Origin of the sequence: Roseitalea sp. MMSF_3546 (assembly GCF_030732865.1) — a bacterium.
Lineage (GTDB): Bacteria > Pseudomonadota > Alphaproteobacteria > Rhizobiales > Rhizobiaceae > Roseitalea.
On sequence record NZ_JASHKB010000006.1, the window covers coordinates 113,730 to 136,078 of the forward strand.

At 67.1% G+C, this 22,349-nt stretch carries 23 protein-coding genes and 1 tRNA gene; 11 read left to right on the top strand and 13 right to left on the bottom strand.

Annotated elements, in window-relative coordinates:
* The first annotated feature begins 312 nt into the window (after positions 1–312).
* The 5 genes from RBB34_RS07095 to RBB34_RS07115 all read left to right on the top strand — a co-directional run bounded on the left by RBB34_RS07095 (position 313) and on the right by RBB34_RS07115 (position 3,848).
* Positions 313–389 (top strand) — tRNA-Met (locus RBB34_RS07095).
* A 212-nt stretch (positions 390–601) separates the two neighbouring features.
* Positions 602–925: a hypothetical protein gene (locus RBB34_RS07100; protein ID WP_306118495.1), complete on the top strand. Its 324-nt coding sequence runs from the start codon at positions 602–604 to the stop codon at positions 923–925.
* Positions 926–1,098: 173 nt separating this feature from the next.
* Complete coding sequence (locus RBB34_RS07105; protein WP_306118496.1) at positions 1,099–2,499, top strand: multicopper oxidase family protein; 1,401 nt, start codon at positions 1,099–1,101, stop codon at positions 2,497–2,499.
* A 148-nt stretch (positions 2,500–2,647) separates the two neighbouring features.
* Positions 2,648–3,358 (top strand): calcium-binding protein, encoded by a 711-nt coding sequence (locus RBB34_RS07110; protein ID WP_306118497.1) that lies wholly within the window; start codon positions 2,648–2,650, stop codon positions 3,356–3,358.
* A gap of 103 nt (positions 3,359–3,461) precedes the next feature.
* Positions 3,462–3,848, top strand: a complete 387-nt coding sequence (locus RBB34_RS07115) for a DUF302 domain-containing protein (protein WP_306118498.1) — start codon at positions 3,462–3,464, stop codon at positions 3,846–3,848.
* A 109-nt stretch (positions 3,849–3,957) separates the two neighbouring features.
* Here the strand turns inward: RBB34_RS07115 and RBB34_RS07120 are convergent, their stop codons facing one another.
* The 5 genes from RBB34_RS07120 to RBB34_RS07140 all read right to left on the bottom strand — a co-directional run bounded on the left by RBB34_RS07120 (position 3,958) and on the right by RBB34_RS07140 (position 7,542).
* Positions 3,958–4,215 (bottom strand): DUF2933 domain-containing protein, encoded by a 258-nt coding sequence (locus RBB34_RS07120; RefSeq protein WP_306118499.1) that lies wholly within the window; start codon positions 4,213–4,215, stop codon positions 3,958–3,960.
* Between the two features lie 14 nt (positions 4,216–4,229).
* Positions 4,230–6,194 carry a copper-translocating P-type ATPase gene (locus tag RBB34_RS07125; RefSeq protein WP_306118500.1) on the bottom strand — a complete coding sequence of 655 codons (1,965 nt, stop codon included), beginning with the start codon at positions 6,192–6,194 and terminating at the stop codon, positions 4,230–4,232.
* A gap of 129 nt (positions 6,195–6,323) precedes the next feature.
* A complete protein-coding gene (locus RBB34_RS07130; RefSeq protein ID WP_306118501.1) occupies positions 6,324–6,521 on the bottom strand; it encodes a YHS domain-containing protein in 198 nt (65 codons plus the stop codon).
* Entirely contained in the window at positions 6,518–6,730 is a 213-nt protein-coding gene (locus tag RBB34_RS07135) for a hypothetical protein (protein WP_306118502.1), read from the bottom strand. Before RBB34_RS07135 ends, RBB34_RS07130 begins: the two co-directional genes overlap by 4 nt.
* 92 nt (positions 6,731–6,822) lie before the next feature.
* Positions 6,823–7,542 (bottom strand): ferric reductase-like transmembrane domain-containing protein, encoded by a 720-nt coding sequence (locus tag RBB34_RS07140; protein ID WP_306118503.1) that lies wholly within the window; start codon positions 7,540–7,542, stop codon positions 6,823–6,825.
* Positions 7,543–7,730: 188 nt separating this feature from the next.
* Between RBB34_RS07140 and RBB34_RS07145 the strand changes: the two genes are divergently transcribed.
* The 5 genes from RBB34_RS07145 (at position 7,731) to RBB34_RS07165 (ending at position 10,557) form a co-directional block, all read left to right on the top strand.
* Complete coding sequence (locus tag RBB34_RS07145; RefSeq protein WP_306118504.1) at positions 7,731–8,051, top strand: DUF5676 family membrane protein; 321 nt, start codon at positions 7,731–7,733, stop codon at positions 8,049–8,051.
* Positions 8,048–8,599 carry a ubiquinol-cytochrome c reductase iron-sulfur subunit gene (gene petA, locus RBB34_RS07150; protein WP_306118505.1) on the top strand — a complete coding sequence of 184 codons (552 nt, stop codon included), beginning with the start codon at positions 8,048–8,050 and terminating at the stop codon, positions 8,597–8,599. Before RBB34_RS07145 ends, petA begins: the two co-directional genes overlap by 4 nt.
* A gap of 210 nt (positions 8,600–8,809) precedes the next feature.
* The gene (locus tag RBB34_RS07155) at positions 8,810–9,157 is read left to right on the top strand and encodes a hypothetical protein (RefSeq protein ID WP_306118506.1); all 348 of its coding nucleotides are present in this window, start codon (positions 8,810–8,812) and stop codon (positions 9,155–9,157) included.
* Positions 9,158–9,222: 65 nt separating this feature from the next.
* The gene (locus tag RBB34_RS07160; protein ID WP_306118507.1) at positions 9,223–9,804 is read left to right on the top strand and encodes an RNA polymerase sigma factor; all 582 of its coding nucleotides are present in this window, start codon (positions 9,223–9,225) and stop codon (positions 9,802–9,804) included.
* Positions 9,805–9,867: 63 nt separating this feature from the next.
* On the top strand, positions 9,868–10,557 hold the full coding sequence (locus tag RBB34_RS07165; RefSeq protein ID WP_306118508.1) for a sigma-70 family RNA polymerase sigma factor: 690 nt from the start codon (positions 9,868–9,870) through the stop codon (positions 10,555–10,557).
* A 101-nt stretch (positions 10,558–10,658) separates the two neighbouring features.
* Here the strand turns inward: RBB34_RS07165 and RBB34_RS07170 are convergent, their stop codons facing one another.
* From RBB34_RS07170 to RBB34_RS07205, 8 genes are all read right to left on the bottom strand, one after another.
* Positions 10,659–11,441, bottom strand: a complete 783-nt coding sequence (locus tag RBB34_RS07170) for an SDR family NAD(P)-dependent oxidoreductase (RefSeq protein WP_306118509.1) — start codon at positions 11,439–11,441, stop codon at positions 10,659–10,661.
* Entirely contained in the window at positions 11,431–12,462 is a 1,032-nt protein-coding gene (locus RBB34_RS07175; protein WP_306118510.1) for an ABC transporter ATP-binding protein, read from the bottom strand. The genes RBB34_RS07170 and RBB34_RS07175 overlap by 11 nt, the downstream gene beginning before the upstream one ends.
* Positions 12,459–13,469, bottom strand: a complete 1,011-nt coding sequence (locus tag RBB34_RS07180; protein WP_306118556.1) for an ABC transporter ATP-binding protein — start codon at positions 13,467–13,469, stop codon at positions 12,459–12,461. The genes RBB34_RS07175 and RBB34_RS07180 overlap by 4 nt, the downstream gene beginning before the upstream one ends.
* Positions 13,469–14,470: an ABC transporter permease gene (locus tag RBB34_RS07185; protein WP_306118511.1), complete on the bottom strand. Its 1,002-nt coding sequence runs from the start codon at positions 14,468–14,470 to the stop codon at positions 13,469–13,471. The genes RBB34_RS07180 and RBB34_RS07185 overlap by 1 nt, the downstream gene beginning before the upstream one ends.
* A gap of 2 nt (positions 14,471–14,472) precedes the next feature.
* Complete coding sequence (locus RBB34_RS07190; RefSeq protein ID WP_306118512.1) at positions 14,473–15,315, bottom strand: ABC transporter permease; 843 nt, start codon at positions 15,313–15,315, stop codon at positions 14,473–14,475.
* 51 nt (positions 15,316–15,366) lie between these two features.
* Positions 15,367–17,088, bottom strand: coding sequence for a hydantoinase B/oxoprolinase family protein (locus tag RBB34_RS07195; protein WP_306118513.1), 1,722 nt, complete (start codon positions 17,086–17,088; stop codon positions 15,367–15,369).
* A gap of 4 nt (positions 17,089–17,092) precedes the next feature.
* A complete protein-coding gene (locus RBB34_RS07200; protein WP_306118514.1) occupies positions 17,093–19,111 on the bottom strand; it encodes a hydantoinase/oxoprolinase family protein in 2,019 nt (672 codons plus the stop codon).
* 112 nt (positions 19,112–19,223) lie between these two features.
* Positions 19,224–20,819 carry an ABC transporter substrate-binding protein gene (locus RBB34_RS07205; protein WP_306118515.1) on the bottom strand — a complete coding sequence of 532 codons (1,596 nt, stop codon included), beginning with the start codon at positions 20,817–20,819 and terminating at the stop codon, positions 19,224–19,226.
* Between the two features lie 227 nt (positions 20,820–21,046).
* Between RBB34_RS07205 and RBB34_RS07210 the strand changes: the two genes are divergently transcribed.
* Positions 21,047–22,225 (top strand): Ldh family oxidoreductase, encoded by a 1,179-nt coding sequence (locus tag RBB34_RS07210; RefSeq protein WP_306118516.1) that lies wholly within the window; start codon positions 21,047–21,049, stop codon positions 22,223–22,225.
* The last annotated feature ends 124 nt before the right edge of the window (positions 22,226–22,349 follow it).

The window sequence follows — 22,349 nt, forward strand, 5'->3', positions numbered from 1 at the left end:
CATGTGCAGCGCCCCGCAATGGCGCTCTGGTAGCGGCGCGGTGCCGCGATGACAAGGCTTGCGCGCAAGCGCGCGCCGTCAAATCGAGCAACCGCGCAAGCGGCCTTGTGTGTCGGGCGATGCCGGCAGACAACGCCCTCGGGCGGTGCCGGGCCGACGCGTACGGCCGTTGCGCGCGAGCCTGGCGCCTTGGCCGCCGGTCCGGGCCCGCCGCGGCACGTCACTCAGCTTGACAGGGCAAACGGGCGCCCCTTATATCCGCCGCGCTTGCGGCGGCATGTCCGCGGCAGTTGCGGCGGCCGTTTTTGCCTTGGCGGAGTAGCTCAGTCGGTTAGAGCAGTGGAATCATAATCCATGTGTCGGGGGTTCGAGTCCCTCCTCCGCTACCAAGATTTCCTCTAGATTGCAGGTGGTTAGATCGTTCGCGACAATGCAAAGTCTTTGTCATTGCCGTACGGATCTGGTGTCACGGGCGTTGCGGCCGAATCTCGCCACAATTGGCTGCTTCCTCTTGCGCGCCGCCAACGGGAAAGCCGCCGATTCCATGCGATATCCGATCCACCATGGGCGACCGGCCAGCCTTTTCCTGGCGGCACTGGCCGTGGCGATGCTGATCGTGGCCGGCGGCCCGTTCGCCCATGCCGGAGCTCTCCGGACCGGCGCGGCGGACTGTCACGGGACGCCCGTTCTGGGCGCAATCGGCGAAAGCGGGCATGCAGGCGATGCCGCTCCGCTCGATTGTGACACCGCATCCAAGTACGGCCAGTTGCACTGCGGTGCCGGCATCGTGCTGGCATCGTCCGCCAAGCCCGCAACGTTCGTGTCGATACCCATCGCACGACAGCCCCGGCCCGGCGCCTTGCCGGCCGGACGCATCGGAGCGGTCGAACCGCCGCCCCCCCGCCCTTTCTTCCAGACCGTCTGAGCCTGCGTGCGGCGCGGTGGTGTCCGCGTCGCGGGCAATCGATCACAAGCATCACGCTCAACGCCTTCGCGCAGTGCCGCAGCGCCGGACCGGCCGCCGCCCATCGCAGACGCCGGCACGCGCGACAACGAAGCGTTCCCGACAATCTCCTTCACCGTCCCCGAGGCCTCCCGATGACCATCACACGACGCAAACTCATGACCGCTGCCGGCGCCGGCGCGCTGGCCGCTATCCTTCCGTCGACCGCATACGCCCGCAACGACGGCGTGATCGAACTCGATGCCGGACCGTCCGGACAGCGCCTTTACGGCGCAGACGGCCCGCTTTCGGACCTGTGGACCTACAATGGCCGGGCCCCCGGCCCGCAAATCCGTGTCAGGCGCGGCGAGCGGGTGCGCGTGCGATTGACGAACAATCTCCAGGAGCCGACCTCGGTGCACTGGCATGGTATGCGCATCGACAACGCCATGGACGGCGTCGCCGGCCTGACCCAGAACGCGGTCCTGCCGGGCGAAACCTTCGACTACGACTTCGTCGCGCCCGATGCTGGCACATACTGGTATCACGCTCACAACAGGAGCTGGAACCAGGTAGCCCGCGGGCTCTACGGGCCGCTGATCGTCGACGAGGCGAACGGGCCGGTCTTCGATCCCGCGCGCGATCTGACGCTGGTGATCGACGACTGGCGACTGACGCGCGCGGGCGCATTCGACGTCGCGAGCCTTGGCGCGATGATGGACTGGAGCCATGCCGGCCGCCTCGGCAACTGGCTGACCGTCAATGGCGAGGCGACGCCGCAAATGACGCTGCGCGCGGGCGAAGCCCATCGGCTGCGTCTGATCAATGCGTCCAACGCCCGCATCCTGGAGATCGACCCGAACCGCTTCGGCGGCACGGTTCTGGCCTATGACGGCCAGGCGCTGCCCGAGCCGGTCACTGTGAACTATGCGCCATTGATGATCGGGCCGGCGCAGCGCGTCGATCTGCTGGTGATGCCCGAACCGGGCGGCGACTTCGCGCTCGAGGAACTGTCCGGCGATGCGCCCTTTGCCTTTGCGCGGTTCGCGGTCGACAGGGACGGTTCATCCAGCGCCTCGGTCCCGGCCCTGCCCGCGGCCGGCCTGCCCGAACCCGATCTGTCCGGCGCCCGCACGATCCGGGTCGAGATGACCGGCGGGGCGATGGGGCGGATGGGACGGGTGACCTACAATGGCGAGCTGCTCGGCCGCGGCGATGTTCGGCGCACCGGCCAGGTCTGGGCATTCAACGGCGTCGCAAACCTGCCCGAGCAACCGCTCGCAGCGATCCGGCGCGGCGAGACGGTCATCATCGAGACCGTCAACGATACCGCCTTTGTCCACGCCATGCATGTGCACGGACACCATTTCCGGGTGATCGAGCGTTCCGGCACCGATCTCGACGAGGGCCGGCCCTGGCGCGACACGTTCCTGATCGGCCCGCAACAGACGGTCAGGATTGCCTTCGTCGCCGACAATCCGGGCAAGTGGCTCTACCACTGCCACATGCTCGAACACGCCGCCGCCGGCATGAACACATGGTTCGAGGTGGCGTGAGCATAGGGCCGGCGCGCCTCGGGACCGCGCCAGGGGGCCGGCCGGCGATCGCTGTAAGGGGCGGCGCGCGCCTGCGTCTTGGTCCGTGGCGGCCGGCCGACACGCGGCCCGGCCCGATGACAACCAGGAACGAGGCGAGGAAGTAGCCATGAAACGCATATCGATGACGACGCTCGCACTGACCGTTGCGCTTGGCGCGGCGACCGCGTCGCAGGCATTGGCGCATGGCCCGGGTGCGGGCGGCCCGTGGGGCGGCCAGGCCATGGGCCCAAACATGATGGGTTCGGCCATGATGGGGCAAGGGCAGATGGGGCAAGGGCAGATGGGCCAGGGCCAAATGGCGCCCGGCGCGATGGGCGCTGGCCAGATGGGTCCCGGCATGATGGGTGCGATGATGCCGATGATGATGCGCATGCACAGTCCGATGATGGGCGGCGGCATGGGCATGATGGGCGGCCAAGCCATGATGGGTGGTATGGACATGATGGGGTCGATGGGCGCCATGATGGACGGTCTCGATGCCGACGCGGACGGAACCCTGACCGCCGAAGAGTTGCGCGCCGGCCTTGCCGCACGGCTCGAAGACCATGACGAAGATGGCGACGGCACGCTGTCGCTGTCCGAGTTCGAGGCGCTTCACGCGGCGATGGTCCGGCCGGCCATGGTCGACCGCTTCCAGGCGCTCGACGAGGATGGCGATGGGCGGGTGACGGGCGAGGAGATGACCGCGCCGGCAGATCGCTTCGCGCGCATGCAGAAGATGCGCGAGGCGATGCAGGCGCAAATGCCCGCCGGGGACCGTCCCGGCCAGCCCGGAACAATGATGGATGGTGACGGTTCCATGATGGACGACAACTGACCATCTTGTCTCCATCGAGCCGAGGCCGCGGCCGGTTGTCCGCCGCGGCCCGGCATCGTTCCGCCCGGCCGTGCTGCGCCGGGCTTTCTGCAAGGAGGTTTCCATGAACTACACCATCACCCGCACCATCGAGGGCGACGATTTCGACGCCGTCGATGCCAAGCTCCGCGCCGTTCTGGCCGGACGCGGCTTCGGCGTGCTGACCGAGATCGACGTCAAGGCGACGATGAAGAACAAGCTCGACCGGGACATGGCACCCTATCGGATCCTCGGCGCCTGCAATCCGGCAATGGCATGGGAGGCGATCGGCATCGAGCCGCGCGTCGGCGCCATGCTGCCCTGCAACGTCATATTGCGCCAGACCGATGCGGGCGTCGAAGTCAGCGCCGTCGATCCGGTCGCCTCGATGCAGGCCATCGACAACGAGAAGCTCGGGCAGGTCGCCGGCCAGGTGCGCGAGGAACTGTCCCGGGCGATCGACGCGCTTTGAGGCGTCGGGCCGCTTCCGCCGGTCGCGCGGCGTCCTGTCAGAACTTCAGCCCAGGGCCGCGCCTCCGATCGGGCCGGCCTTGCGCAGTGCCGCGCACCGGCGATTGCGATCAGCCATCCTCGTCGCGATCATGCCCGCCGTGATCATGCCCGCCGTGCCCCATCGTGCGGTGCATGAAGACATGCATGCCGCCGCACAGGGCCAGAAACAGAAGGAACGAGCCGACGCCGGCGGGGATGGCGCTGAGATAGGGATAGGCCAGCAGGGCGATCAGGCCGACAAGGATCGAGACCAGCGTCCACTGGCCGCTGCTCCATGTGCTGGCGGCGGCTTCGGGCTCGTCGCCTTGCGTTTTGCGTTGCTGCATCTTTGGGCTTCCTTTCATGGTGCGGCCGCCCCGTCGCCGTCGCGCTGGCGGTCGAGCTTGAGAAGCTGGGCGTTGACGGCGCAAATCACGGTGCTCGCCGACATGAAGATCGCGCCGACGGCCGGGCTCAGGATCAGTCCCCAGGGGAAGAAAACGCCTGCGGCGGCGGGAATGGCGAAGGCGTTGTAGCCGGTCGCCCAGGCGAGATTCTGGATCATCTTGCCGTAGGTCGCCCGCGCCAGGCCCAAAATGGCGGCGACGTCGCCCGGATCGGATCGTACCAGCACGATGTCGGCGGTCTCGATGGCAACGTCGGTGCCCGCGCCCACGGCAATGCCGACATTGGCCTGGGCGAGCGCCGGCGCGTCGTTGACCCCGTCGCCGGTCATGGCGACGATCAGCCCGCGATCCTGCACCTGTTTGACCGTCTCCGCCTTCTGCTGCGGCAGCACCTCGGCGATCACCTCGTCGAGGCCGATCTGCCGGCCGACCCAATCGGCCACCTGCCGGTTGTCGCCGGTCAGCATGATGCAGCGGATGCCGAGCTTCTGAAGGTCGGCGATGGCCTTCTTCGATTCCGGCCGGATGATGTCGGCGAGCGCGATCGCGCCGGCCAGTTCGTCGTCGACGAGCACGAAGACCACCGTCTTGCCCTCGCCGCTGAGGCTCTGATAGCGCGGATCGTCCAGCGCGAAGCCGTTCGCACGGAGATAGCCGGGACTGACCACCTTGACGGCGCGGCGCTTGACCATGCCCTCGGCGCCCTTGCCGGGGATGGCCCGGAAATCCTCGACCTCCCAGAGGTCGGCCGCAGCTCCGGCGATGCCCTTGGCGATGGGGTGCTCGGACCGGCTTTCGACCGCCGCGGCATAAGCGACGATCTCGGCTTCGGTGAAAGCCTCGCCATAGACGAGCGTATCGGTGATGCCGAATTCGCCCCTGGTCAGCGTGCCGGTCTTGTCGAAGATGATCGCCTGCGTGTTGCGCGCCTCCTCGAAGGCCGTGCGGTCGCGGATCAACAGCCCGTTGCCGGCGGCGATCGCCGTCGAACGGGCCACCACGAGCGGCACGGCAAGCCCGAGCGCATGCGGGCAGGCGATGACCATCACCGTCACGGCCCGCTCCATGGCGAAGGCGAAGCCCTGACCGGTCAGGAGCGTCCAGAACAGGACGGTGACGAGGCCGCCGCCGAGCGCGATGAAGGTCAGCCAGCGCGCGGCACTGTTGGCCAGGTCCTGGGTCTTCGACTTGCTCGCCTGGGCGTCCTCGACCAGCTTGATGACGTTTGACAGGAAGCTGTCCTCGCCGGTGTGCATGACGGTGACGGTGAGCGCGCCCTCGCCATTGATCGACCCGCCGATCACCTGCGCGTCGGGGCCCTTGCTGACCGGTTTGGATTCGCCCGTCAGCATGGCCTCGTTGAGCGCCGACTCGCCCTTGACGATCACCGCGTCGGCGGGAACCTTCTCGCCGGGCCGGACCAGCAGCGTCTCGCCGCCGGTGAGCTCGGAGACCGAGACATCGCGGATGCTGCCGTCGGCCTCGACCAGATGGGCGGTGTCGGGCATCAGCGCGGCGAGCTTTTCGAGCGCCTTGCCCGCGCCCATGACCGATTTCATCTCGATCCAGTGGCCGAGCAGCATGATGGCGATCAGCGTCGCCAGCTCCCAGAAGAAGGTCTCTTCCGAACCGATGACCACCATCGCCATCGAATAGGCATAGGCCGCCGTGATGGCGACGGCGATCAGCGTCATCATGCCGGCGCGGTTGGTGCGCAGTTCCGACCAGAAGCCGGTCAGGAACGGCCAGCCGCCATAGAAATAGACGGCGGTCGACAGCGCGGCGAGAAGATAGGCGTCACCGGCAAAGTCGAGCGCCTGCTCGAGCCCCAGCCAGCCCTGGATCATCGGCGCGAGCAGAAGGATCGGCACCGTCAGCACGGCCGTGACCCAGAAGCGCCTGCGATAGTCGGCGATCATGGCGCCATGGTCGTGGCCTCCATGACCTGCATGACCTGCATGACCTGCATGGCCGCCGTGGTCAGAACGGGCGGGCGTCTCGCCGGGCGCTGCGTGATCGTGGGGATGGTGGCCGGTCCTCTGGTCCATTCAGGCGTCCTGTCTCGGCTCGGATTGGCGGGCGTCGGCGCTGGCGGGCGCCGCATCGGCAAACGCTGCCGGCGCGCGAAGAAACCGGCCGTGGCAGTCCGCCGAGCAGAAGAAATACGCCCAGCCGCGATGGTCGGCGCTGGCCACCACCTGATCGATCGTCAGATCCCGGCCGCAGACGGGGTCGCGCACGGTCATGGCCCGCGCCCCTGCAATTCGCGCGTCGCGTCCGGCCGGGCGTTGCCGCCGCAGCACCCGGTTTCGCGGCCATCGGCAAGCGGCGTCCTGTCGGCCTGCTCCTCCGCATCGGTCGTGCTGCAGCAACAGCCGGCCTTGCCGCCGGCCTGCTCGATGGCGGCCTTCAGGCCTTGCGGCCGCCGCGCGCCCATACCTTGTCTGCTGTCCATGGCTGTGCCTCCTTGCGTGGCCATCGGGCCAATGGGTGCCCTTTGATGAAAAAGGACGCCATGGCTGCCGCGCCATTACAGCCGGGCGCGCCTCAGGCCGGGCGGCGCAGGTCGCGCGGGCGGGCGCTGGCCGCAACGAAGGCGGCGAGCCGCAGGATCACGACCGCGAGCACGAGCCCGACGAACGGCCATTGCAGCGCATTGGGCTCGGGCGTTGCGCGGTGAAAGCTCAGGAAATGGGCGAACAGGAAATAGCCGACATGGGCGACGCTGAGCCACCACAGCGGCACTGCGCCCATTTGCAGCACCTTCCATGTCTGCGCGCCCAGCCGCCGCACGGACGCATCGTTGGAGGTCAGCGCGAGCGGGACGGCGAGCATCAGCGCGACAAGGCCGATCGCATTGGCCAGTCCGAAACCGTGCTGCACCATCACATAGCGGCCGAGCTGGGGATGGAATTCGAAGCCGAACAGGCGCCACAGATCCCATGTCACCCAGCCGGCCAGGATGATGGCGAGGTGCACGATGGCAAGCAGCGTGGCATGGACGCCCAGTTCGCGCCGAAAGGCGATCAGCCGGCCCGCCGGGCGCCACAGTCTGGCCGTTGCGCCCATGGCCATGGCGAGCGCCAGCAACACGAAGGACGCATCGCCGAACGCCCGGTTCCAGCGATGCATCGGGCTCCACTGGGCATGGACGGCGGCAAAGCCGGCGACCAGCGCCGCCCCCAGCACGATCACGCCGAGGTTGCGTCCGAGCGGGCCTCTCCAGCGCCTTGCGAGACGCCCGCGGCCAGATGTGTCATCGCTCATCGAGGATACCCGATCATCCAGGGTTCAAGCTGCGTCAGGTCTCGCCCTTCCAGTTGCGGCAAGGTCAAGACCGTCCGGCGGGCTTGTGTAATGGCGCGCGCGTCACGGCGTCCTTGCGGGCACGATCGGCCACCTCCGGTCCGGCCGGCCGGACGCTGGCCGGAACGGATCCGAAGAGGAGCTTTGCCATGAACACTGTCCGCACCGTCACCGGGCAAGCCCGGCCCGCCACCGCGCCCGGCACGACAACCGGCCGCATTCCCGTGTTCGCCTTCGCCATGAGCCTGGGTCTGTTCCTGGCGATCACCTTCATCGTGTGCGTTGGCTTCGACCTCGTCGTGCCCGGTCAGGCTATGTATCGCACCTGGCTGGGCCTGATTCCCTGGTTCGACTGGCTGAGCTGGCCCGACTTTTTCTGGGGGCTTGCCGTCTCGTTCGGCTATGGCTGGTACATCGCACTGATCTTCGCGCCGCTCTACAACTGGTTCGCCGGGCGGGCGGCGCGATGAGCGACGCATCGCAGGACGAGCCCTGGCCGCCGCCGGTCGAGCGGCGCGACTTTCTCCATGTCGCCACAGCCATGATGGGCGCAGTCGGCGCCGCCGCCGCCCTTTGGCCGTTCATCGACGCGATGAGCCCGTCCGCCGACGTGCAGGCGCTGGCGCAGATCGAGGTCGACCTCGCGCCGATCGAGCCCGGCCAGCGCATCACCGTAATCTGGCGCAGCCAGCCGATCTTCATCGACCGCCGCACGCCCGAACGGATCGCCCAGGCCCGGGCCGATGACGGAGCCTTCGACCTCAAGGATCCGGCCACCGACGCCTCCCGCGTCCAGCGCGAGCCATGGCTGATCGTGGTGGGCGTGTGCACCCATCTGGGCTGCGTGCCGGACGGACAGAAACCCGGCGGCCTGCGCGGCGACTGGAATGGCTGGTTCTGCCCCTGCCACGGCTCGCACTACGACACCTCCGGCCGCATCCGCAAAGGCCCGGCGCCGCGCAATCTCGTCATTCCGCCCTATGCGTTCGTGGATGAGACGACCGTCAGGATCGGCTGACCGAACCGCTTGGATCGCCCGCCGCGACACCGGTGACGCGAGCCCTTCACGATCGGTCACAAGCGCGCAAGAAGCCGCAAAACGTCATGCAATTGACGAAGGTCAAGGCGACACATAGGACAATCGTCGAATCTGCCGCGAGCACTTCGGGAAGCGAGATCCATGCGCTTGTCGCGCAAACAGGCAGGAGCGGTGAGGGCGCCGGCGCGGTTGCGCGCCGCAGCAATGGTGCTGCTTGCCGCCGCCATCTTCGCCATGGCGCTCGACTATCCAAGGCCTGCCCTTGCCGTCGACACTGTCGTCGCCCACGCACAGGCCACGGCCGCCGATGGGCAAGCATTGTCGTGCCGGACCGACGCGGGCGAGATCGACAGTTCGGTTGCCGGCGACCCGTGCTGCCGCCTGGCGGGGACCTGCGCCGTCAACCTGCCGCCCGTGCCCGTCCATGTCGGCCTTGTTCTGGCTGCGAGCCGCCTGTCGATCATCCTTGGCGAGCGTGATCCGCCCGGTCCCGCCTACCGGCCATTCAAGCCGCCCCGTCTTCAGAGCCGAGCCTGAGAAAGCCGCCAGCGCCGCCCTTGCGCGCGCTGGCCGTCTTGCAAGCTTGTGTCTGGAGATTTCCCATGTCTGTCCATCATGCCGCCGAAACGGGATCGGGCGCGGTCCGCCCCGAGCCGGCCACGGCCGTTCATCACTGTCTCATCGAACATCGCAGGGATTATCTGCGCTATTTCCGAGGGCGTCTCAGCCGCCCGGAGGAGGCCGAAGACGCGTTCCAGGATTTCTGCGTGAAGGCGATCCGCGGCGCCGGCGCGCCCGACGACCTGCCCGGCGCTAGAGCCTGGCTGCGCTGCGTTCTGCGCTCGACGATCGTCGACCACTATCGTCGGCGCGCGGCCCAGAGGCGCGGCGAGGACGCCTATCGCCTCGAACCGCGCCAGATGCAGGTCGAGCCTGGTATTGACGACACGCCGGCCTGCCGGTGCGTCGCCGCCGCGCTCGCCGGCCTGCGCACGGACCAGGCGGACCTGATCCGGCGCCTGGACCTTGACGAGGAGCCCCGCACCGCCGTTGCCGAAGACCATGGCGTGACGGCCAATGCGCTGGGCGTGCGCCTTCACAGGGCGCGCCAGGCGCTCCGAGACGCCATCGCCGATGTCTGCACGACCTGCGGCGACGGCCGCTTCGCCGACTGCGATTGCTGAACCGCTTGTCGCCCGCCTGTAAGGCGTGCGCGCTGCCCGCGTCTGTTGGCGTGGAGGTGACCCATGACAGGCACTGTGCGCGTGTCCGAACTGGCGGACGACAGGGAAGACGCGGCCGAGAAACCGCCATGCACGGCGGTGCGGCGGGCGCTGGAGGAAAGCCATGGCCAGATTTCGAGCTTCCTGCAGCGCCGGCTTGGCAGCGCCGAGGATGCCGAGGAGGTGCTGCAGGCGTTCGTGCTGCGCGCGGTCGAGCGCGCCCATCAGCTCGAAGACGTCGCCTCCGTGCGCGGCTGGCTCAGCCGGATCCTGGCGACGAGCATCGCCGACCACCACCGGCGCGTCATGCGCCGGCGCCGGCGCGAGACGAGCGTCGATCCGCATGACCTTGCCGAAGTCTCCGTGGAGCCGGACGCCGAGATCGACGAGGCGATCTGCAATTGCCTCTACAAGCTCTTGCCGACGCTGAAGGGCGAATATGCCGAAGTGATCTGGCGGATCGACCTTCTGGAAGAGCCGCGCGAGCGCGTCGCCGCCGCGCTCGGCCTGACCCTCAACAATCTGTCGGTCCGTCTGCACCGCGGCCGGCAGGCGCTCAAGCGGCGCTTGCAGGAGATGTGCCTGACCTGTCCGGTCCACGGCTTCCTCGACTGCGATTGCGAAGCCGCCGAGCGCGCCCGCCGCCGGCAGCCGTCGGACGCTGCCGCCAGCCGCGGTCGGAATCCGGACGATCCAGAAGACGAGGCACGATGATTGCAATCAACCAGGCAATCGGCGTGGCCATTGGTTGCCACCTTCGCGGGATCCCGCCGGTTCGGCCCGATCGCGGACTTGCTCCTCGGGCGTGACGCCGATCACTGAAGATTGACGTACATGCCGCCATCGACGATGACGCTGGCGCCGGTGACGTAGCGGGCCATGTCGGAAGCAAGGAACGCCACGACGTCGCCGACGTCTTCGGGCTCGCCGTAGCGCCCAAGGGGGATACGCTTGCGGAAGTAGGCATCCCTTTCGGGATCGGACAGGCTTTCGCGGTTCATGTCGGTGAGGATCGCCCCCGGCATCACCGAGTTGCAGCGTATTCCGTGCGGCCCAAGCGCGATCGCGACCGACTGCATGAGCGAATGCACACCGGCCTTCGTCGGCGTGTAGTGCGACTGGAATTCGCCGCCGACCAGCGCCGAGATCGAAGAGGTCGCGATGATCGCGCCGCCATGGCCCTGCTCGACCATCCGGTTGGCGACGGCCTGGCTGACCAGGAATGCGCCTTCCATATTGACGCCGAACACCTTGCGCATGAGATCGACGGGCATGTCGAGAAAGCCGTGGAACGGGCAGATGCCCGCATTGGCGGCAAGGATGTCGACCTTGCCGAACCGTTCGACCGCCGCATCGACCAGAGCCGGGCCGGTCGCCGGATCCGTCACGTCGCCTTCAAGGGCGATCGCCGCGCGGCCGACACGCTCGATCTCGGCGACGACGGCGTGCGCCGCGCCGTCCCGGCCGTAGCCGGTGTCGGTCTCGCCCCAATAGTTGATCACCACATCGGCGCCCTGACGGGCCAGCGAGAGCGCGATGCCCGCGCCGATCCCGCGCGAGCCGCCCGTGACGATGGCGCATTTGTTCTCAAGAAGCATTCTTCTTACCTCCGGTTGTGGTCGGTTCAGGCAGGATGTCGTCGCGGATGCAGGCCTTGTAATGGTCCGGGCCGACTTCCCGGAGTTCCGGCACGGTTCGGGCGCATTCGGGCAATGCGTAGCGGCAGCGCGTGCGCAGCACGCAGCCGCTCGGCGGATCGATCGGGCTGGGCACGTCGCCCTCCAGCACGATCCGATCACGCTTCGCGTCGGGGTCGGGCACGGGCGCGGCGGACAAGAGCGCTTCGGTGTAGGGATGCTGCGGCGCCGAGTAGAGGCGCCGCCGCGGCGCGATTTCCATGATCCGGCCCAGATACATCACGATCACCCGGTCGCAGAAATGCTCGACCACGGCCAGATCGTGCGCGATGAACAGGATCGTCAGGCCAAGCCGCTCCTTCAGGTCCTGAAGCAGGTTCAGCACCTGGGCCTGCACGGACACGTCCAGCGCGGAGACCGGCTCGTCGGCGACGATCAGCGAGGGCGAGACCGCAAGCGCACGCGCGATCCCGATCCGCTGGCGCTGCCCGCCGGAGAATTCGTGCGGATAGCGGCCGGCGGCATCGGCCGGCAGGCCGACCAGATCGAGCAGCTCCGCCACCCGCTCAGCGCGTTCGCGGGCCGTGCCGACACGATGGATTTCCATGCCTTCGGCGATCAGCGTACCGATTCTTGCGCGTGGGTTGAGGCTGGCGAACGGATCCTGAAAGACCATCTGGATGCGGCGCCGGAACGCCAGCATCTGGCGCGCGCCCTTGTGGGCGATGTCGGTTCCGTCGAACAGGATCTGCCCTTCGGTCGGCTCGGTCAGGCGCATGATGGTGCGGCCGACCGTCGTCTTGCCGGACCCCGACTCGCCCACCAGGCCGACGACCTCACCCGGAGCGATCGAGAAGCTCACCTTTTCGACGGCGTGCACCTGCCGGACCGGTCGCCCGAACCCGGCCTTGACCGGAAAGCGCTTGGTCAGGTGGCGCACCTCCAGCAGCGGCGCGGCGGAATTGGCTGGCGGGCGGCTCATCGCACGCGCACCTCCCGCCAGCGAATGCACCGGGCCCGGTGCGATTCGCCCACATCGGCCAATGCGATCTCATCCTCGCGGCATGCGGGCTGAACCAGAGGACAGCGCGGCGCGAAACGGCAACCGGCCGGCACCGAAAGAGGGTCTGGCGGCGCACCGCCGATCGTCTTGAGCCGACCGTTCGCGGCGCTGCTTGCCGGCGAGCCGGGGATCGATTGCTGCAGGCCCAGAGTATAGGGATGGGCCGGCCGCGTGAAGATCTCGCGCACCGGAGCCTCCTCGACGATCTGGCCGGCATACATCACCGCCACGCGGTCGGCGATCTCGGCGACGACCCCCAGATCGTGCGTGATGAACAGCACCGACATCCCGATCTCGTCCTGCAACGACTTTATCAGTTCGAGGATCTGCGCCTGCACGGTCACATCGAGCGCCGTCGTCGGCTCGTCGGCGATCAGCAATGCCGGCTGGCACGACAGGGCGATGGCGATCATCACGCGCTGACGCATGCCGCCCGACATCTGGTGCGGATAGTCGTCGGCGCGGGACACCGGATCGGGAATGCCGACAAGCCGCAGCATCTCGATCGCCCGGGCGCGCGCCTGGCGACGCGTCAGGCCCTGATGCAGGCGCACAGCCTCGCCGATCTGGTCGCCAACGGTCCACACCGGATCGAGGCTCGTCATCGGTTCCTGAAACACCATGGCGATGTCGTTGCCCCGTATGGCCCGCATGCGTCGGTCGCTGAGCGATTGCAGGTCTACGCGGCTGCCGTCGCCCCGGCGCAGGCGGATCGTTCCGGCATCGATCCGCCCGCCGCCGCGTTCGACCAGACGCATGATCGACAGGCTGGTCACCGACTTGCCCGAACCCGATTCGCCAACGACGCCCAGGGTCTCGCCCGCCCCGAGCGTGAAGGAGACGTCATCGACGCTCCGAACCTCGCCGCGCGGGGTCGAAAAGGAGGTCTTGAGGCCTGTCACCTCGAGCAGCGGTTCGCTCATGATCAACTCCGCCGCACGCGCGGATCGACATAGCCGTAGGCGATGTCGACCAGCAGGTTGACGCCGATATAGATGAAGGCGCTGAGCATGATGAAGGCCTGAACCACGGCATAGTCCTGACGAAGAATCCCGTCGATCACGAGCGTTCCGACGCCGGGCCACACGAAGATGCGCTCGACCAGCACGCTGCCGCCCAGAAGCTGGGCGAGGATCAGCCCCCCGGCGGTCAATGTGGGCAGGAACGCGTTGGGCAGGATGTGCCGGAAGTGCACCGACAGGGGTGCGACACCCTTGCTGTGCAGAACCGTCACGAAAGGCTCGTGCGTCACGTCGAGCAGATTGGCGCGCAACAGCCGGATCAGAAATCCCATCGGCGCGAGCGCAAGGGCGAAGGCGGGAAGGGCCAGGTGACGCAGCGCGGCCCAGAAGCCGCCCACATCGCCGGCAAGCAGATAGTCGAGCGTGTAATAGCCGGTGACGGCCTCGCCCGGCGCGGGACCCCGCCCGACCGGGCCCGGAAACCAGCCGAGCTGCTCGAAAAAGAGCATCAGGAACAACAGCGACACCCAGAATGGCGGAATGCCGATGTTCACGAAGGCGAAGATGCGCAGGAACCGGTCGAGCCAGCGCGAGCGGGTGAAGCTGACCAGAACGGTCATCAGCACGGCACCGACGAACGCGAACAGGAAGGCGTACAAGGCCAGTTCGGCGCTGGCGGGAAAGCGCTCGGCGATGAGCGCGTAGACCGGCTGGCCGGTGCTGTAGGAAAAGCCCCAATCGCCGGACAGAAAGCCGACGAGGTAGTCGGCATATTGGGCATAGATGGGCTTGTCGAGGCCGAGCGCCCGTTCGACCTCGGCAATCACATCGTCGGACGCGAAGGGGCCCGCAATCAGCCGCGCGGGATTGGTCGGCACGGCGCGCAGGATGATGAAGGCGACGAGCGAGGCGCCCACGACGGTCAGCGCGGCAGAGGCGATGCGCTCGGAAAGAAAACGAACCATGCTCAGCCTGCCCCGACGGCGGATTTGGGGTCATAGATGTCGCGCAGCCGGTCGGCGATCAGATTGGCCGAGACGGCCAGCAGGAAGATGCCAAGGCCCGGGAAGAAGCCCAGCCACCACTGACCGGTGAGCGCGAAGGCAAGGCCTTCGGTGATCATCGTGCCCCATTCGGGCACCGGCGGCTGGACGCCGAGCCCCACAAAGCCCAGCGCGGCCAGGGTCAGGATCGAAAAGCTGAACACGGACGATGCCTGGATCAGGATGGTCGACGTGGTCTGCGGCAGGATGTGCCGGCGGATCAGACGGAAGCTTGAGGCCCCCAGCGCGCGTGCCGAGTCGACATACATAAGCGTGCGGATGCGCAACACCTCGCTGCGCAGCAGTCGGAAATACCAGGGGATCGAGGCCAGCACCACGCCGATCACGGCCGAGCTGATCCCCGGGCCCAGACCGATCGCGACGGCCATAGCGAAGATCAACGGCGGAAAGGCAAGGATCGCATCCATGATCCGCGAGACGAGCGTGTCGAAGAGCCCGCCCCAAAGGCCCGCAAGCAGCCCCAGAAAGCCGCCGATCAGCGTTCCCAGAACGGTGACCGCCAGCGCGACCAGCATTGAAACCTGGGCGCCTCGGATGAAGCGCGCCAGCACGTCGCGGCCGACATCGTCGGTCCCCATCGGATGGGCAAGGCTCGGCGGGGCGAGGGAATCGAGCACGTCGACCTGCAACGGGTCGACCGGCCAGAGCAGCCAGCCGAACGCCGCCATGGCTGCGATCAGCGTGAACACGGCCACGCCCGCAAAGAGCTCGGCATCGCGCGCGATGATCGTCAGCGCCTGTTTCACGGCGTCCGGCCTGTCGGGTGGATGCGATCTGTCATCGGGACCAGGCGCGCGTCAGTCGAATGCATGGGGATAATGGGTGCGGGCGAACGCATCGGAAACGTAGCCGTCGTCGAGATCGGAGCGAACGCGCTCGACGGGGCGTTCGGACGGCGCGCCATAGCCGCCACCGCCCCCGGTCATCAACCGGACGACACCATCCTTGGGCACCAGGAACCGCGTCGCCTTGGCGACGCGGTGTTCGGTGCCGTCCGGCATGATGACGATCGCATTGTTGGGCCGCCCTTGCCGGCCGCCCTCGAGCCCCCAGGGCGCGTTCTTGCTGCGCTCGAAGATCGACGTGATGTAGGTGTCCTCGAGCATCCGGAACTCGAAATCGATTCCGGCACCGCCGCGATGCCGCCCGGCGCCGCCCGAATCCGTCGCCAGGGCCATGCGCTCGACCAGCCAGGGGTTGCGCTGTTCCCAGACCTCGACAGGCGTGAACCGGGTGGCCGACTCCGAGATGTGCAGCATCGTGCCGCCATCGCCGTCGTGCCAGGCGCCCTGCCCCATCGGGTGTGGCGCGCCATCGGCCCACGCCTCGCCGGTCGCCTCGCGGGTGCCCCACCATACGACCGAGCCGATGCAGCCGCCGCTCTGCGCCGGCACCGCTTCGGGCAATGCCTTGGCGATGGCGTTGTAGATCACCTCGATCGCCTGCAGCGCCGGCCAGGCATAAAGAAAGCTTGGAGCGGGCGGCAGCGGATCGAACATCGAGCCGGGCCGCGTGACGACCTCGATGGGACGGAAATGGCCTTCATGGGGCGCTTCGCCATAACCGGCCAGCATCGTGATCGCCACGCGACTTGCTGAAATCGTGGAAGGGAGCGGTGAGTTGACAGGCCCCTGCCGCGCCTCGGGCGCGGCCGAAAAATCGATCCGGACGTCGGACCCGGAGATCTCGAGCGCCACCTCGAACGGGATCGAGGCGTCGGAAATGCCGTCATCGTCCATTTCGCCATGGCCGACATAGCGGCCATCGGGGATCTTGTCGAAATAGCTGCGCACGACGGCTTCGCCGTGGTCGAACATGTTTTCCACCGCGCTGCGGCAGGTCTCGAGGCCGAACCGCTCGACCACCTCACGGAAACCGCGCGCGCCGACGCGGCAGCCGGTCACCTGGGCATCGAGATCTCCGCGCACCATGTCGGGCACGCGGGAATTGGCGAGCACCATGCGGAAGATGTCGTCGTTGAGTTCGCCGCGCTTGTAGATCTTCACGCCCGGGAAGATCGTGCCTTCCTGAAAGACGTCGGTCGTGTCGGTGCAGTACGGGTCCTTGGCCGCGATATCCAGCCAATGACCCTTGATCGCGGTGTAGCCGATCAGTTCATCATCGTCATGGAAGACGGGCATGATGATCGCCACGTCCTGCGGGTGCGAGCCCGTTCCGAATGGCCAGTTGTAGATGAGCGCGTCGCCCGGTTCGAGCGCTTCCGGCCCGCCGGCGTTGCGGACCGCTTCGGCGATGCAGAAGTTGAGCGTTCCCATGAACAGCGGCAGGCTCGGCGCCTGGGCGAGCAGCCGTACCTTGTCGTCATAGATGGCGACCGCGAAGTCGAGCACCTCGTAGATGATGGGCGAGAACGCGGTGCGCACCAGCGCCCGCTTCATCTGGTTGGCGGCCGAATTGAGCGCGTGTCGGACGACTTCGGTGGTGATCGGGTCGACCTCGCCGGCAGCACCCCTGTCGAAGCGTCCTGCCTTGTGGACGACCGGTTCCTTGAGGGTCATGAGCTCAATCCCTTTCGAGAATCATCTCGCCGATGGCGCCGATGCGCGCCGTCCATCCGGCGTCCAGATAGGTCGTCGTCGTCGCCTCGATGACAATCGCCGGACCCGCCACCGGCTCGGCAATGGCCTCGCGTTCGACGATCCGGAACGGTACGCGCCGCTTGAGGGAGAACGAGTGGGCCTCGAGCGGTTCGCGGGGTGTGCTCGCGACCGGTTGTGGACGCTCGCCGATGTCACGGCGGGGCAAAGGCAGGGTCGTGCTTGCGCGCACCGAGACCAGTTCGACGCTCTCGTTCATGGTCTTGCCGAAGGTCTGGGTATACTCGTCGACGAACCGGGCACGAATGGCTTCGATCGGTTCGGCGATCGCCATTCCATCGAGTTCCACCTCGACGGTGAGCCAGTGCTCCTGCCCCTTGTAGCGCAGATCGAGGTTGACCGTGCGTATCGCGTCCGTCGCGTGAGCGGTATTGCGGGCCTCGATCGTTTCGAACAGTTCGCCGACGACCGCGTCGATCGCCGGCACGCTGGCCGGCACGAAATCCATGATGCGTGTCAGCGCGGCCGATTGCACCATGTCCGCGCCCAGCAGGCCCCAGGCGGAGAAATTGCCCGCGAACGGCGGCACGACGATGCGGCGCATGGCCAGTTCGTCGGCCAGAAGGCACGCCATGAGCGGCCCCGCCCCGCCAAAGGGCAGCAGGGTCATGCCGCGCGGGTCGAGGCCCTGATCGACCGAGATCTCGCGGATGGCGTTCGCCATGGCCGCGCTCGATATGCGCATGATGCCCGACGCGGTGTGCTCGATGTCCTTGCCGATCGCCTCGGCGACGGGGGCGATCGCCGCTTCCGCCTTGCCCAGATCGAGATGGATCCCCGAAGCGAGATCGCCGGGCCCGAGCATGCCCAGATATGCCGCCGCATCGGTCGTGGTCGGCACGACGCCGCCCTTGCCATAGGCGGCCGGCCCCGGGCTTGCACCGGCGCTTTTCGGACCGACACGCATCAGCTTGCCGACATCGACATGGGCGATCGAGCCGCCGCCGGAGCCGATGGACCGGACATCGACCCAGGACGTCTGTATCGGCATGTTGTCGATCATGCCTTCATAGAGCACCTGCGGCTGGCCGTTCAGGATCAGCGCGGTGTCGAAGCTCGTGCCGCCCACATCGGCCGTGATCAGCGTGTCGATATCGAGCGCCTTGGCGATTTCGCCGGCGCCCTGGGCTCCGCCGACCGGGCCGGACATGATCGTCTCGAAGGGTCGGTCCTCGGCTTCGGCAAAACTCATCGAGCCGCTGCCCGACCGGGTGATCAGGCACGTCCCCGCAAAACCGAGCGCCTGCAGCCGTCCTTCGAGACGGCGCAGATAGCTCGACATGCGCGCCCGGACGAACGCATCGATGGCCGTGGTGCTGGTGCGCTCATATTCGCGATATTCGCGCGAGATGCGGTGCGACAGCGAGATGCCGCCCTTAAAGCCGGCCTCGCGCATCAGCCGCTCGACTTCCAGTTCATGAGCCGGATTGGCGTAGGCGTTGATCAGACTGACCGCCACGCTGTCGACGCCCTCTTCCATGAACGTCCGTGCGGCGGCCTCGACGGACCGGGGATCGACAGGCGTCCGCTCGCTGCCATCGGCCATGATCCGGCCGCCCACCTCGAGGCGCAGCCGGCGCGGCACGAGCGGCCGTGTCTGGCGCCAGAACAGATTGTACATCTCGGCACGATCGCCGCGCCGGATCTCCAGGACATCGCGAAAGCCCTCGGTCGCGATCAGGCCGATCTTGGCGCCGCGCCGTTCCAGCAGCGCATTGAGCCCCACCGTTGTCCCGTGCAGGAAAAAACGCGCATCGCCGATCACCGACCGGGGGACATGTCGCGTGATCGCATCGATGACGCCCTCTTCGGGCGCGTCGGGCACGGTGGGCACCTTTCCGACGAAGGACCGACCCTGCGCTTCATCGAAATAGACAAGATCGGTGAAGGTGCCGCCAATATCGACCCCGATGCGGGTTGCCATGGTCTGCCTTTCGCTTGGTCTTGTTCGAGCCTTGCCGGGCGCGCGCGATGACGCCCGGAGGACGGGAAGGCGCGGACGGCAGGGAGGAAGCCGCCCGCGCCGACCTCGGGCCTCAGTCGGCGGCCCAGTCGCGGAACTCGGGGATGGGTCCGTAGGTGTAGGAGATCACGGCATCGCTGAGCACGATCACGGGCTGGTCCTCGAAGAACAGGATCTTCGGATAGGCCGCGCGCCACAGCTTGACCGCCTCGTCCATGATGCGCTGGCGCTCCTCGGGATCGGTGGTGCGTCGCAATTCGGCCGTCAGTTCGTCGACCTCGGGAATGCACACCTCGGTCAGATTGTGCACGACGTCGCACAGAACGTCATAGCCCCACAGATAACCGACCTCGAACACGCCGGGGCCGTTGAGCCGCATCAGCGACTGCACCTTGTGGCCCTGCGACAGCTCCTGGAATTCGGCCGCGGGTGCGACCTTGATCGACAGGTTGATGCCGATCTCGCGCCAGGTGCTCTGCAGGATGGTCGCGAGCTGCTGCTGGGTCGGGTCGCCCTCCCGGATCATCACCTCGACATCGACGGGAAGCTCGAGGCCGCTTTCCTCCATCAGCGCCTTGGCACGCTCCAGGTCGAACGGCACGGGCTGGCTGATCTCGGGGTTGAAGCCGGGCAGGCTCGGCATGATCGGCCCGTAGTAAAGGGTGCCATAGCCGAACGCCACGCGGTCGAGAATGTCCTGATAGGGCACGGCGTGATGGACCGCTTCGCGGACCTTGACGTTGGTCCAGGGCTCCTTGGAATTGGGCAGGATCATCTGCTGTGCGAAAGGCGCGCTGAACGGCAGGACGCGGATGCCTTCGCTGTCCTCGAGCGTGCGCGCGGCGCGCTTGGAAAGGCCCATCGTGATGTCGGCCTGCGCCGTGCGGGCCTGAAGCAGCAACGTCGGCGCCGCGCTGATCCAGTTGACGCGGATCCGGTCCGAGGCCGGCGCCTTCCCGCCATAGGCCTCGTTCGCCACCAGATCGGCGCTCTGGTTGGGCGTATAGGCTTCCAGCTTGAACGGGCCCGAGGCGGTCACGTTGGAGGACATGAACTCATTTGGCTGGCCGGCCGCGACCCCGCCATTGGCCTCGACGACGGCCGGATCGACGATCGAACTGGCCGGGGTCGCCCAGACGATCGGCATGCTGGCATTAGGTTTGTTCAGCGTGATGACGACCGTGTAGTCGTCCGGCGTCTCGATCGACTCGATAATGACCGGGTCGAGGAAGCCGTCAGTGATGAAATAGGCGCCGCAGCCGCCCATCGTCAGGACCCGCTCGAAAGAGTACTTGAAGGCGGCCGCATCGACCGGCGCACCGCTTTCGAACGCAAAGCCTTCCTTCAGCGCGAGCGTGTAGACCAGCCCGTCCTCGCTCACCTCATAGCTGTCGACCAGGTAGGGCTCGACGGTGCCGTAGTCGATTTCTTTGACGCCGTGACGCCCGTCCGTGACGGCATACCGGAACGGCCGAACGTAGAAGTTCTGGATGTAGGCGATCTCCTCGATGCCGCACGCCCATGCCGGGTCGAGCGTGCTGGGCGCAACCGCCGCATTGATCATGAGGGCATCGTTCTGGGCGAGTGCCGCCGGAACCGAACCGGCGAGCATGCAGGCAGCCAGCAACCCACCGACAAACGGGTGCCGGCTCATTTCAAGCGATCTCATGGGATTCTCCTCCTTCAATCGATGCCTCAGCGGTGACCGCGCCATGGCGCGCAGCCGCCCGATCCTCCTTCTCGGCGTCGTTGCCAGACTGGCCGAGAGGAAATTTATTTTCTTATAGTGCATGACAGTGGCGGCCTGTCAATCCTTGGACGCCGCCCGGTTGGCGGAAAAATGCACGATTACCGGGAACTGCACAGGGGGCTTCTCTTCCAGTGCGTTGTATATGAATGATTTTTTCGCCCAATCGGCGCTTCGGGTTTGTGCGCAACGCCGGGCATTCGCCCTCTCCTGGCTTGACAATTGTTTCTTATAGGAATTTATGTCGATCCATAAGAAAGCGACGACCAAGGCCCACCGAAGACGGGATCGAGATGCAGCAAGCGGACACCCTTGCATGGACCGGCGACCGGATCGCGTTCGACGCGTTGGTCGAACGGCTGACGGCGATCCTCGTCAGCCACGGCGCAAGCCGTCATGTGGCCGCCATCATCGCGCGCAACTGCGCGATGTGCGAACGCGACGGATGCACGAGCCACGGCGTCTTCCGCATGGCCGGCTATGCGTCCTCGCTCGGCTGCCGATGGGTCGACGGCCACGCGGTCCCAGCCATCGAGGACGCGGCTCCGGCATATTGTCGTGTCGATGCGCGAAACGGATTTGCGCAGCCCGCGCTCGAGGCGGCCCGCGAACTCTCCGTCGAAAAGGCGCGCCGCACCGGCCTCGCCGCCATCGCCATCCGCGGCTCGCACCATCTCAGCGCGCTGTGGCCGGATGTCGAACCCTTCGCTCGTGCCGGGCTGATCGCGTTGAGCGTTGTCAACAGCTTTCGCTGCACCGTGCCGCACGGCGGCGGCAGCGCGCTGTTCGGCACGAACCCGGTCGCGTTCGCCGTGCCGCGATCCGGCGATGATCCACTGGTCTTCGACATGGCGACCAGTGCGATCCCCAACGGCGACGTGCAGATCGCCGCAAGGACCGGGGAGCGGTTGCCCGAGGGCGTTGCGGTCGACGCCAGCGGTGTGCCGACCACGGACCCCGACGCCGTGCTCGACGGCGGCGCCTTGCTGACGTTCGGCGGACACAAGGGCTCGGCGCTGTCGATGATGGTCGAATTGCTCGCGGCCGGCCTGACCGGCGGGCATTTCTCGCACGAATTCGACTGGTCCGGCCATGACGGCGCGCAGACGCCGCACACCGGCCAGTTCGTGCTCCTGATAGACCCGCAGCATGCGGGCGGGCGGCGGTTCGGCGAGCGGGTCGAGACATTGATCAAGGATATGCGGTCCGCAGGCGTGCAGCGGCTTCCCGGAGATCGGCGCTACCGCAACCGGCGACGTGCCGAGCGGGAAGGCATCCACATCGGCGCGGAAGAACGCGCCAGACTCGACGCGCTTCTGGCACGCTGACAACGACATCGAGACACCGGCGCCCCTGGACCGAGACAGGATTCGACTTCCATGAAAGAGCAAAGCCGGGCACGTTCGATCGAACACACCAGCGACAGGGGACACCCGCTGCGGGACCTCGTCG